The organism is Kitasatospora sp. NPDC048298, assembly GCF_043201465.1.
Classification (GTDB): domain Bacteria; phylum Actinomycetota; class Actinomycetes; order Streptomycetales; family Streptomycetaceae; genus Kitasatospora.
In genome coordinates, this window is the sequence record NZ_JBICYZ010000019.1 from 1 (window position 1) to 11,979 (window position 11,979).

At 72.3% G+C, this 11,979-nt stretch carries 11 protein-coding genes and 1 pseudogene; 3 read left to right on the forward strand and 9 right to left on the reverse strand.

What is annotated here, in order from left to right:
* Positions 1-322: 322 nt before the first annotated feature.
* Positions 323-1,903 carry an MFS transporter gene (locus ACGF0D_RS16760; protein ID WP_392882984.1) on the reverse strand — a complete coding sequence of 527 codons (1,581 nt, stop codon included), beginning with the start codon at positions 1,901-1,903 and terminating at the stop codon, positions 323-325.
* Between the two features lie 179 nt (positions 1,904-2,082).
* Between ACGF0D_RS16760 and ACGF0D_RS16765 the strand changes: the two are divergent.
* A pseudogene (locus tag ACGF0D_RS16765) lies at positions 2,083-2,247 on the forward strand (ArsR/SmtB family transcription factor); the annotation flags it as partial.
* 94 nt (positions 2,248-2,341) lie between these two features.
* Here the strand turns inward: ACGF0D_RS16765 and ACGF0D_RS16770 are convergent.
* The 8 genes from ACGF0D_RS16770 to ACGF0D_RS16805 all read right to left on the reverse strand — a co-directional run bounded on the left by ACGF0D_RS16770 (position 2,342) and on the right by ACGF0D_RS16805 (position 9,703).
* A complete protein-coding gene (locus ACGF0D_RS16770; RefSeq protein ID WP_392882981.1) occupies positions 2,342-3,052 on the reverse strand; it encodes a 4'-phosphopantetheinyl transferase in 711 nt (236 codons plus the stop codon).
* Between the two features lie 28 nt (positions 3,053-3,080).
* Positions 3,081-3,704, reverse strand: coding sequence for a BTAD domain-containing putative transcriptional regulator (locus ACGF0D_RS16775; protein WP_392882978.1), 624 nt, complete (start codon positions 3,702-3,704; stop codon positions 3,081-3,083).
* Positions 3,705-4,083: 379 nt separating this feature from the next.
* Positions 4,084-5,286: a cytochrome P450 gene (locus ACGF0D_RS16780; RefSeq protein WP_392882975.1), complete on the reverse strand. Its 1,203-nt coding sequence runs from the start codon at positions 5,284-5,286 to the stop codon at positions 4,084-4,086.
* Positions 5,287-5,322: 36 nt separating this feature from the next.
* Positions 5,323-5,991: an HAD family hydrolase gene (locus tag ACGF0D_RS16785; protein WP_392882972.1), complete on the reverse strand. Its 669-nt coding sequence runs from the start codon at positions 5,989-5,991 to the stop codon at positions 5,323-5,325.
* A 35-nt stretch (positions 5,992-6,026) separates the two neighbouring features.
* Positions 6,027-7,007, reverse strand: coding sequence for an AfsA-related hotdog domain-containing protein (locus ACGF0D_RS16790; RefSeq protein ID WP_392916777.1), 981 nt, complete (start codon positions 7,005-7,007; stop codon positions 6,027-6,029).
* 44 nt (positions 7,008-7,051) lie between these two features.
* Complete coding sequence (locus ACGF0D_RS16795; protein ID WP_392882966.1) at positions 7,052-8,218, reverse strand: beta-ketoacyl synthase N-terminal-like domain-containing protein; 1,167 nt, start codon at positions 8,216-8,218, stop codon at positions 7,052-7,054.
* Complete coding sequence (locus tag ACGF0D_RS16800; protein ID WP_392882964.1) at positions 8,215-9,438, reverse strand: beta-ketoacyl-[acyl-carrier-protein] synthase family protein; 1,224 nt, start codon at positions 9,436-9,438, stop codon at positions 8,215-8,217. Before ACGF0D_RS16800 ends, ACGF0D_RS16795 begins: the two co-directional genes overlap by 4 nt.
* The gene (locus tag ACGF0D_RS16805; RefSeq protein ID WP_392882962.1) at positions 9,431-9,703 is read right to left on the reverse strand and encodes an acyl carrier protein; all 273 of its coding nucleotides are present in this window, start codon (positions 9,701-9,703) and stop codon (positions 9,431-9,433) included. The genes ACGF0D_RS16800 and ACGF0D_RS16805 overlap by 8 nt, the downstream gene beginning before the upstream one ends.
* Before the next feature lie 271 nt (positions 9,704-9,974).
* Between ACGF0D_RS16805 and ACGF0D_RS16810 the strand changes: the two genes are divergently transcribed.
* On the forward strand, positions 9,975-11,024 hold the full coding sequence (locus tag ACGF0D_RS16810) for a ketoacyl-ACP synthase III family protein (protein ID WP_392882960.1): 1,050 nt from the start codon (positions 9,975-9,977) through the stop codon (positions 11,022-11,024).
* An 81-nt stretch (positions 11,025-11,105) separates the two neighbouring features.
* Positions 11,106-11,810, forward strand: a complete 705-nt coding sequence (locus ACGF0D_RS16815; RefSeq protein WP_392882958.1) for an SDR family oxidoreductase — start codon at positions 11,106-11,108, stop codon at positions 11,808-11,810.
* Positions 11,811-11,979: the final 169 nt, after the last annotated feature.

Genomic DNA, 11,979 nt, shown 5'->3' on the forward strand with positions numbered 1-11,979 from the left:
TCTCCGAAGTGAAACGGTCACCGGTCAGCTGCATGCCGTCACCGGAATCACCGGCGAAACGAATGATCACCCGATCGAGTCTGCGGATCGGCTTGGGCCCGCTCGAAGCAGCGGCCGAGGCCTGCTGCACGGTGCCAGTCATGCTGTTCTCCAGACGTAGCGGATGGGGGTCGGACGGATCCGACGGGTGCCCCGGCCCGGTGGTCGGTCCTCGAAGCGGGTTCGACGACCGGCCCTGGGACCGGTCGGGAGGCGCCCCGGGGGTGTAGGCGCCTCCCGACCGGGTCGGGGGCCGCGGGCCGCTCCGGAAGCGGCCGCGGGGTCAGTTGGCCTTCGCCGGCTCGGCCTTGCGGCCGCTCAGCAGCAGCGCGATGAGCACGAGCAGCACCAGGCAGATGCCACCGAGCACCCACAGGACGGTGTGGAAGGCGCCGTCGTAGGCGTTGACCAGGAGGTCGGTGAAGCTGCCGCGCTGCGCCTCGGCCACGTCGCCGGCCGGGCCGGAGATGTTGCCGCTCGCGACGGTCCCGGCGACGGTGGTCGCGTCACCGGCGCCGGCGTAGCTGGCGATGCTGTCCTGGGTCTTGCCACTGATGACGGTGGCGAGCAGCGAGCCGTAGATCGCCACGGCGATGGCCTCGCTGCCGAGGCGCATGGTGTTGAGGAAACCGGCGGCCATACCGGCGCGCTCCGGGGCGACGAGCTCCAGGGCCTTGCCGTCGACGAGGCCGGCGGCGAGGGCGTAGCCGGCGCCGACGATCAGCATCGGCAGGGCGACCAGGCCGAGGTTGACGTCGGGCTTGTAGAGCTCCAGGCCGGCGGCGCCGACCACCAGGAAGACCAGGCTCAGGTAGATGATGCCCATCGCGGAGACGCCCTTGGCGACGAGCTTCGCGGCCACCAGCGGGAGGACCAGCATCGGGACGGTGAGCATCAGCATGATCGCACCGGCCGTGCCGCTGGAGTAGCCACCGGCGGCGGTGAGGTAGCTGGGCAGGTAGGTCAGCATGGTGACGAAGCCGAAGGAGCCGGCCACCGGCACCAGGCAGAGCGCCATGAAGCGGCGGTTGGTGACGATGCTCAGGTCGAGCATCGGGTGCGACTTGCGCTTCTCCACCGCGGCGAAGACCACGAGGGCGACGATCGTGCCGGCGAACAGGCCGAGCACGCCCGGGCTGGCCCAGCCCCACTGCGAACCCTGCGCGATGCCGGTGGTGAGCAGCAGCATGGCGAGGATGAACAGGGCGGAGCCGACGACGTCGATGCGCGCACCCTCGGTGCGGGTCTCCTGGACGGCGCGGCTCATGGTCGGGACGGCGAGCAGGACCAGGGCCAGCACGATCACGTGCACGGCGAACACCCAGCGCCAGCCGGCGTTCTCGATCAGCGCGCCGGAGAGCGACGGGCCGAAGGAGACGCCGATGCCGGCGACGGTGCCGAAGAGCGCGAACGCCCGGCCGCGGGCGGGGCCCTCGAAGACGGTGGAGAGCATCGCCGCACCGCAGGAGAAGATCGCGGCGCCGCCGATGCCGGCCAGGGCGCGGGCGGCGTCCAGCAGGATCACGTTGCCGGCGAAGACGCTGACCAGCGAGGCGACCGCGTAGATCGTGGCGCCGAGGGCGAAGGCGCGGACGCGGCCGATGATGTCGGCGATGGAACCCCAGGCGAGGGTGAAGCAGGCGAACGCCACGTTGAAGGCGTTGACGACCCACTGGAGGGGCACCAGGTTGGCGTCCAGGTCGGAGCCGATGTACGGCAGCGCCACACCGGTGCCGGAGATGGACGTGGGGACGACGAAGACGGCCAGAAGGACGGCGACCAGGATCAGCGTCTGCCGCTGGCGCCCTGACGCCTGGGATCCGGCGTCTTCCCCGACGAGGGGGGATTCGGTCTGTGCAGCCATGGTTGGGGAAGCTCCCGTTCCGGAGGGCTCCGAACCTTAGGTTCGGTTCTTATAGAACCTAAGGTTTGCACGGAGCGGAGGTATGATGCAAGTCAAACCTGGCCTACGAGTTGAGGCCACGAGCGACAGGGAGGCGGAGGAGAATGGTCGACGCGGAGGGTCACCCGAGCCGGGACGAGATGGAGCTTCCGACAATCCTGAACGCTCTGTCAGATCCCTTGCGGTACAAGGTCGTCCAGGAGTTCGTGGGGTTGCCGGACGGCACCGAGCGCACCTGCCTGTCCTTCGACCTCGGGGTCTCGAAGTCCACGCTCAGTCACCACTTCCGAATCCTGCGCGAGTCCGGGCTGGTCCTGCAGATCAACCGGGGCAACAGCAGGAAGGCGCACCTGCGACGGGAGGACCTGGAGTCGCGTTTCCCCGGGCTGCTGGACCTGATCAGCCAAAACCCGCCACCCGGGCCAGATCCGGAGCACGACGCCGCCGACGACTCGGACGCCGCAGCACCATCGCGGTCACGATCAGGCCGTCGCGGGCGAGCCAGCGGCCCGCCAGCTGCGTCGAGCGGGAGTCCCGCCCGGCCGGCCCCGGAAGCCTGACCCGGGCCCGGAAGGTGCCGCCCCGGGGGTCGACCGTGATCAGCACGTCGTCGAAGCCCAACGGCCCGACCAGCGGGAAGCACGCCTTGTAGACGGACTCCTTGGCGCTGAACAGCAGCCGGTCCCAGCTGACTTCGGGCCGCCGCTCGAACAGGGTGCCGACCCAGGCCCGCTCCGCGGCGAGCGACAGCAGCGGCAGCGCGTCGCTGTTGCTCAGCCGCTGGTTCGGCTCCGCGTCGACGCCGATCGCCAGGATGTCCAGGGAGGGGGCGACGGCCGCGGCGTGGTAGCCGCGGGTGTGGGTCATGCTGCCGGTGAGCCCGCTCGGCCAGAGCGGCTCGCCCGAGCGGCCGCGCAGGATCGGGGCCGGCGGCAGCCCGAGCCGGACCATCGCCTGCCGGGCGCAGTCGCGGCTCGTGGTGAACCTGGCCCGCCGGGCGGTGGCCATCGGGGCGGCCCACCTCTCCTCCTCGGGGAAGAGGGCCGCCTCCTGCGCGGTGTCGAACGATTCGGCGCCGACGACCGGCCCCGGCAGCAGTTCCTCGATCACGGGATGTCACGTCCTTCCTGGCCGGGTCTCATGCGACGCCTCGGAGGATCTCGGTGCGCAGCCGCTGGACGTCCCCGGAGGGCTCGACGCCCAGCTCGCGGTTGAGCAGGGTGCGCAGCGACTGGTAGGCCCCGAGCGCCTCGACCCGGCGGCCGGAGGCGTGCAGGGCGCGGATGAGCTGGGCGTGCCGCCACTCGTTGAACGGCTGGGCCGCGACCAGCAGCCGCAGCTCCTCGACGACGTCCCGGTGGCGCCCGCGGTCGAGGTCCGCCTCCAGCCGCTGCTCGATCGCCCGCTCGCGCAACCCGCCCAGTTCCGAGGCGAGTTGCTCGATCACGGCGCCGTGCCGCACGTCGGTGAGCACCGGGCCGCGCCACAGTGCCAGCGCCTGGCCGAAGGTCTCGGCGGCCGCGTCCACCCGGCCGGCGTCCAGCAGCTTGGACCCGTAGGCGCAGCGGAGCCGGAACTCCGTGGCGTCGACGTGCTCCTCGGATATCTCCAGCCGGTAGCCGTACGGCTGGCTGGCGATCTGCGGCTTGCATTCCTCTGCGACCGGGACGGCCGCGAACCACTTCCGCAGGTGGTAAATGTGGGTGCGGACGGTCATGACGGCGGTGGCGGGCTGATTCTCCCCCCACAGTTCATGCGCCATCACGTCGATGTTCACGTCCTCGTTCGCCCGCAGTGCGAGTAGGGCCAGTACTTTTCGCAGTTTGGGTCCCCGAAGTGCGAAGACCCGGTCGGTGAAACGGAATTCCAGTGTGCCCAGCACATCGACACGCATCACGTCCGACATGTATCCCCCGTGGTTCCCGCGCGATGGCGGGATCTCGTCCGGCCCCCCGGCCGACGCTTCAGAAAATATCGGTCCCGCACCGGGGGACTCAATGGATCTGCTCCTCAGGTGCCACCCCGGGTACGTCCAAAGGAACATGCCGGGTGACACACGCGACGCACCCGGGCCCCGCCTGCCAGCAGACGGGGCCCGGGTGCGTCCTCGCGGGAGGGCTTCCCCCGCGGGCACCGTGCGGCTACCAGCGCACCGGCAGCCCGATCGGACGGCGCAGCAGCGCGCCCTCGTCCCAGACCAGGTCGGCCGGGTCGCCGTCCAGCGTCATGGTCGGGAACTCGCGCACCACACGGCCGAGGATCTCGGCGATCTCCAGGCGGGCCAGCGCCGCGCCGAGGCAGTGGTGCATGCCGTAGCCGAACTGCAGGTGGCGCTTGCCCTTCCGGTCCGGGTCGATGACCAGCGGGTTCTCGAACACCTCGGGGTCGCGGTTGCCGAGGAAGGCGTCCGCGTAGACGAGGTCACCGGTGTGGATGGTTCCCTCGGAGGTCACCACCTCCCGGTGGGCGACCCGCGGGAAGGTGGACATCCGGCCCAGCGGGACCAGTCGGATGATCTCCTCGACCAGCTGCGGCATGACCTCGGGATCGGCGACGGCCCGCTGCCACAGGCTCGGCGCGCTGAGCAGCACGTGGGCGGCCTTGGCCAGGACCGAGAGCACGTTCTGGTCCACCGACACCACGGCGGTGAAGATGATGCCGACGAGCTCCTTGTCCTCCAGCGGCGGCTCGGTCTCGTCGCGGCCCTGGATGAACTTCTCGATCAGGCCGCCCGGGACGTAGGGGCGCTTGCCGGCGACCATGTCGGCGACGTAGTTGTACGCGGTGAAGAAGTCCTCCACCAGCTGCGGCACGTCGTCGTGCAGCGCCATCTGGATGGTGCGGGAGTGCGGGCGGAAGTACGCCACGTCCTCCACCGGGATGCCGAGGAAGTGGCAGGTCAGCTCGATCGGCACCCGGTCCAGGACGGCGGTGTACAGGTCGGGCCGCTCCTGGGCGCGCAGCTCGGCGAAGCTGCGGGTGATCGCCTCGTCCAGGTACGGGCGCAGCTTGGCGACCGCGTTGGCGCTGTAGTCCGCGGTGACGAACCGGCGCAGCCGGGAGTGGTCCTGGCCGTCCAGGTTGATCAGCATCTCGGGCGGCAGGGTGGTGGGGAAGAAGGTCGGGCCGCCCTCGACGTTGGTCTCGGTCCGGCCGTAGGTCGGGTCGGTCAGCGCCTTGTGCACGTCCGTGTAGCGGGTGAGGTGCACGGCCTTGTGGCCGCTGGGCAGCGCGATCTGCGGCAGGCCGCCGGCCGAGCGCTCGGGCACCGGCGTGTACAGCGGCGTCGGGTCCAGGCCCGGGATGTCCGTGACCGAGACGGACGCGTCGAGTGAGGTGGTCATGATGGTGGCTCCTCCGGGGTGTCCGGCCGGGCGGGCTCAGAGCAGGTCGGTCAGACCGGCGAGGCCGGTCGCGGCGTGCAGGTCGGCGAGGGTCTGCTCGTCGTTCTGGTAGAGCACCGTCTTCCAGCCCTGGGCGCGGGCGGCGGCGAGGTTCTCCTCGACGTCGTCGATGAGCAGGCACTCGGCGGGCGAGACGTCGGCGGTCTTGGCGGCGATCTCGAAGATCTCCGGGTCGGGCTTGCGGTGGCCGACCTCGGAGGAGTCGATCAGGACGTCGACCTCGCCGACCGGGGCGATGATCGCCTTCCAGTACGGGCCCCACTCGGTGACGTTGTTGGACAGGACGCCGACGCGCACGCCGTTGTCCTGGATGTACCGGTACGCCCGGACCATGACCGGGTTGGCCTTGATGCCGTCGAACCACTGCCGGCCGAAGGTCTCCAGCTCGGCCCGGGACAGGTCGATGCCGGGGTTCTGCTCGGCCAGCACCCGGGCCAGCCGGCGGCCCCACTCGGGCTCGCTGATCACGCCGACCTCGACGGGCGCCATGGTGGGCAGGCCCATCTCGTCGGCGACGCCCTTGATCGCGGCCTTGAGCTGGCGGGGGCTGATGCCGGTCTTGACCTCGTACGCCTCGTAGATGCGCTCCAGCGGCGGGGACAGGACGCCGCCGAAGTCGAACCAGACCATGGACAGGTGGGACATGGTGATGCCTTCCGAAAAGAGGTGGTGTGAACGGGTCAGGCGAGCGTGACGGAGACGGATGCCACGGCCTGCTCGCCCTGCACCGCCCGCAACAGGTAGGAGGTGGCGCCGCGGTCCGGATCCGGCGCGGCGGTGAGCCGAACGGTCTGGTCCAGTTCGGCGAAGCGGTCGAACGAGCCGTCCAGTCGCAGCACCCGGCCGGCGCCCTCCGCGCCGTCGGCCAGGAGCAGCGCGCACTGGCGGGCGGCCTCGCTGAAGACCATCGCCGGGACGTGGTCGTACGGGTGGTCGTACATGCTGCGGTTGCGGAAGGTGCGCGGGCTGAGCACCGCGGCCAGAGTGCCGTCCTCGCGGCGGACGTCGTCGAGGACGGCGTTCACCGGGTCGAGGCGGCGCACCGCGGCCGGGTCGACCGGCTCGCCGATCGGGTCGGCGGGCAGGCCGAAGGCGGTCGGCACCTCGCTGCCGCGCTGCATGTAGCGCAGGTTGTGGTACTGGTCGGTCGCGGTCGAGCGGACGTCCATGGTGAGGTGCCCGAGCGGCTTGCCGTCCAGGCTGAGGTCCATCGCGAACTCCAGCCGGCGCAGCCGTCCGCCGCGCTCGTGCCGGCCGGTGACGTCGCCGTCGATGGCCAGCTCGCCCGGGCGGGTTCCGCACGCCAGCGCGTCCCCGTCGGTGATCTCCAGGGTCCAGGCGGTCACCATGAAGGTGGTGGCGGCCGGGACGCCCTGGTGGAGGTGGGCCGCGGCGGTGACGGACTGCCGGCACGCCTCCAGCACGAGCAGCACGTCGTGGTGGTCGAGACGGCCCGGGTGGTCCCTGAAGTACCCGTGGGACAGCGGCAGTTGGGCGGCGGCCTGGAACCGCCGCTCGTCCACCGCACGCGATCCGGTCAGGAACACCTCGGAGAGCGACCAGCGGTGCACCAGGCTGCGGGGGACGGTCTGCTCGTACGCCAGCGGGGCCGGGGCCTCCTCGGTCCGGTCCGAGGGGTCGAGCAGAGACGTGCTTTCCATGAGAGTTCTCCAGATCGGTGCGGTGGACATGCGCGGACGGGAGTTCAGCGCGGGTCGGGCCTGGCGATCACCGCGGCGCCGACGGACCCGTCGGGGCCGACCGCGGTGAGCACGGCCGCCCGCTCCCCCGGTGCGGCCTGCCCCGCCTGCCAGCGGCCCAGGACGGCCGCCAGCTGCAGGGCGACGGAGGCCCCGTACGTCTCGCCGAGCGCGGTGTCGGTGCGGACGATCCGCTCCGCCGGGACGGCGCCGAGGGCCTCGCGCAGGGCGCGCCGCTCGACCGCGGACCAGCCGCGCCGGGCCGCCGCGCCCGGGGCCACGGCCACCGGCTCGTCGGCCGGCAGTCCGCTGCGCCGCAGCGCGCGGCGCACCACGGCGGCGAGCCGGGCGGCCACGCCGAGCGGGCCGTCGACGACCGGGTCGGCGTGGCCGCTCTCGCAGGCCAGCAGCTGCCCGAGGACGCTGCGGCCCTCGCCCCGCGCCCCCTCGCGCTCCAGCACGAAGACGCCGCAGCCCTCGCCGAGGGCCGACTCCGGGCGCAGCGCGCCGCTCTGCCGCCAGGACCAGGCGGCGGCGGCGGACAGCTCCTCCACGCCGCCCGCGAGCAGCCGGTCCGCGTGGCCGTTGACCAGCGCGGTCCGGGCGTAGCGCAGGGCGTGCAGGGCGGCCAGCGGGCCGCCGGAGACGGTCGCGTTGATCCCGGTGAACCCGAGCCGGATCGCGGTCTTGCCGGCCGCCGAGTTCATCAGCGTGCCGGGGAAGGCCGACGGGTTGACCAGGTACGGACGCTCCTGCACGAAGGTGTCGCGGAAGAACACCTCCTGGGCGCCGGAGCTGCCCACGGTGGTGCCGAGCACGATGCCGGTACGGGCCGTCGACCCGGCGACGGTCCCGTCCGTGGCGAGCACGCAGGCCGCCATGACCAGCTGGTCGGTGCGGGACAGCCGGGACAGCCCCTTGCGGCCGAGGACGGCCTGCGGGTCGAAGTCCGCCACCGGCCGCACGGCCAGCTCCGGCCAGTCCTCGCCGGGCGCGCCGGCCGGCGGCTCCGGCCGGGCCAGCGCGGCCGCGATCGGGGCCGTCCCGTGGCCGGCGGCGCTGAACACGGCGTGGCCGAGGATGTCGATCGGCAGGACGGACGGCTCGGTGTGCTCCCGCTCGTCGGCCGGGCGGGCGGACGGCGCCGCGTCGAGCAGAGTGGTTCCGGTCATGCCTCGACCTTCCCTAGCAGGAGGACCGCGTTGTTGCCGCCGAAGGCGAAGCCGTGGTTCTGCACGACGCGGGGGGCGGCGGCCCGGGCGGTGCCGGGAACGACGTCCACCTCGCCGAGTTCGGGGTCCACCGTGCGCAGCGTCGCGCTCGGCGGCAGGAACCCCTCGTGCAGGGCGGCGCAGGACACCAGCGCGCCGAAGGCCGCGGCCGCGCCCATGGTGTGCCCGAGCATCGACTTGACGGAGCTGATCGGGGGCAGGGTCTCCCCGAACACCTCGCGCACGGCGCTCACCTCGGTGACGTCGTTGGCCCGGGTTCCGGTGCCGTGCGCGCAGATGTAGTCGACGTCCCCCGGCTCGACCCCGGCGTTGGCGTGCGCGATCCGCACGCACTCGGCGATGGTCGCGGCGTTGGGGTTGGTCATGTGCTTGGCGTCGCAGGTCATGCCGTAGCCGAGCACCTCGGCGTAGATCCGCGCGCCGCGGCGCAGCGCCTCGTCGAGGGGCTCCAGGACGAGCGCCGCGCCGCCCTCGGCGGTGACGATGCCGTCGCGGTGCTCGTCGAAGGGGCGCGGCACGGTCTCGGCGAGGGCGCCGAGCGCGTGGAAGCCCGCGTGGGTGGCCCGGTTGGAGGCGTCCGCGCCGCCGCAGACGGCGAAGTCGGCCTCGCCGGAGCGGATCAGGTCGTAGGCGTAGCCGATGGCGTAGTTGCCGGCGGCGCACGCCGTGCCGAAGGTGAGCGACTCGCCGGTGAGGCCCAGCTCGGCGGAGACCGCGCCGGCGATGTTGCCCGGCTCGGTGCGGGCGATCTGCTCCGGCCGCAGGGCGGCGGGCCCGTCGGCGACCCAGCGGGCCACCGCGTGCTCGACCGCCTGGGACTCGCCGTTGGTGGTGCCGAAGCAGCTGACGCCCCCGTCCGGGAGCCCGGCCGCGGTGTCCAGGCCGGCGTCCTCGACGGCCATCCTCCCTGCGGCGGCGGCGAGTTGGCCACTGCGCCCCCAGCGCTCGGGGGTGGTGCGGTGCAGGTGCTCCGACGGGTCGAAGCCGCGGACCTCACCGGCCAGGGTGTGCTCGAAGCCGGTCGGGTCGAACTGCTCGATCGGACCGATGCCGCTGCGGCCGTGCCGGATGCCCTCGATCAGTTCCCCGACCCCGAGCCCGAGGCCGCTGACGGCCCCGAGCCCGGTGACGACGACCCGCCGGGACGTCCTGCTACGCACCTACGGCCTCGGCCACGTAGTGCTTGGCGACGAGCTCGTAGGCCTCGGGCAGGGTGTCCAGCTCGGACAGGTCGTCCTTGGGGATCTTGATGTGCAGGTCACGCTCGAAGCGCGAGATGATCTCGATCACCAGGAGCGAGTCGGCCTCGAGGTCGTCGACGAAGCTCTGCTCGTCGGTGAGGTCGGCAATGTCCGCTTCGAGCACCTCGGCGACGATTTCGCGGATCTTCTCCCGAATTTCGCCCGGAAGCTGGCTGTTGCCCATATTCCTCTTCCCCTCAATTGGTCACGTCCGACCCTCCGGAGATCTTTCCCGGCAGGTCGGCGAGTTCCCCGCAATTCGAATGCAGCGACCGGGGGGGCGGCAACCCGTCGATAGTTGCAGGCGGCCATGTGTCTAAGGTGGCATGACCCAAATCGACACATTCGGGCCGTTCGACCGGACGTCGGTGCCGTTTTTTTAACCCGTTTCTATCTGCCCGCCGCAGACTCGGCCGGGAAGTACCCGCAGAGCGAATTCCGGAAGGAGGTCGGGGATGAGGCTGGCGGAACCGGTGAGCATCACGGCCGCGGCACTGTGGCTCCCCGAGGAACGCGACCGCGTCGAGTGCGCGGTCCAGGAGGGCCGGCTGACGCCCCGGCACGCCCGGGACCTCGGTCACGAGGACGTCCCCGCCGCCGTCGAGGAGACGGCACCCGACATGGCGGTCGCCGCCGCCCGCAAGGCCATGGACGCGGTCGGCATCGCGCCCAAGGAACTCGACCTGACCTTCCACGCGAGCATGTACTACCAGGGGCACGACCTGTGGTCGCCCGCCCACTACATCGCGCACCGGATCGGCGCCGACCGGGCCCTGCCCATCGGCATCCAGCAGGTGTGCAACGGTGGAAGCACCGCCATCCAGCTCGCCTCGACCTACCTGACCTCGGCCGGCGCCGGGGACACTCCCCGACGCGCCCTGGTCACCACCGCCGACCGCTTCACCGCGCCCGGCTTCGACCGCTGGGCCAGCGACTACGGCGTGGCCTACGGTGACGGCGGCACCGCGGTCGTGCTGAGCGGCCCCGGCGCGGAGACCGACGACGGGCTGCTGCTGCGCTCGACGGCGAGCACCGCCGCCGCCGAGCTGGAGGCGATGCACCGGGGCGTCGACCCCTTCGCCCCCGTCTCGCGCGGCGTGCGCGACCGGGTCGACATGCGGATCACCAAGCGCGCCTACCTGCGCGAACACGGCAACGAGCGGTTCGTCGAGGTCAACCGGCGCAGCATCCGCATGATCATCACCGACGCCCTGGACGGCGCCGGCATGCACCCGGGCGACCCCCGGCTGCGCTACGCGGTCCTGCCCCGCTTCGGCCGCAAGACCCTCCAGGACTCCTGGCTCACCATCCTCGCCGAGGAGACCTCCGCCGAGCCGCTGGACTTCGGCCGCGCCACCGGCCACCTGGGCGCGGGCGACGCGGTGGCCGGCCTCGCGGACCTGCTGGAGGCGGACGTGCTCGCCCCCGGCGAGGCCGCCCTGGTGTTCAGCGCGGGCGCCGGTTTCACCTGGTCCTGCCTGCTGGTCCAGGCCCCGGAGCGCTGACCGCGCCAGTGCGCCGCACGCCCGCCGCCGGTTCGGCGGGCCGCACCGAACGACCACCTCACGAAAGGCGACCCACGAACCATGTCTCGATCAGTCTTCATCACCGGGGCCAACCGCGGCATCGGTCTGGCGGTGGCCCGTGCGATGGCGGCGGACGGCGACCGGGTCGCGGTCGGCCACCGGGGCGGTGACGTCCCGGAGGGCTTCCTCGGGGTGCGCTGCGAGGTCACCGACCAGGCCTCGGTGGAGGAGGCGCTGGAGACCGTCGCCCGCGAGCAGGGCCCGGTCGAGGTGCTGGTCGCCAACGCCGGCATCACCCGGGACACCCTGCTGCTGCGGATGGACGACAAGGCCTTCGACGAGGTGTTGGACGTCAACCTGCGGGGCGTGTTCCGCACGGTGCGCGCCGCGGCCTCGACCATGCTCGCCGAGCGGCGCGGCCGGATCGTGCTGCTCTCCTCCGCGCTCGGCTTCCTCGGCTCCCCCGGCCAGACCAACTACGCGGCCACCAAGACCGCGTTGCTGGGCTTCGCCCGGTCGCTGGCCTGGGAGTTGGGCTCGCGGGGCATCACCGTCAACCTGGTCGCCCCGGGCATCATCGAGACCGACATGACCAAGTCGCTGTCCGACCGGCGGATGCGCGACACCATGAAGATGACCCCGCTCGGCCGCCCCGGCACCGACCGCGAGGTGGCCGCCGCCGTGCGCTTCCTCGCCAGCGAGGAGGCCAGCTACATCACCGGCGCGGTCCTCCCGGTCGGCGGCGGCATCGGCATGGGCATCTGACGCCACCGCGTCGGCCCACCCTCTCGGACTCCCGGTCCGGGCACCGACCGGGTCAGGCACCCGCCTGCCCCGGTGTCGATGCCCCCGCTCCGCCCGGACCGGGCAATTCTTCGTGCGACCAGCCCCACCGGTCGGCTCCCTGGAACCGGCCGTCCCCACACGGCACAAG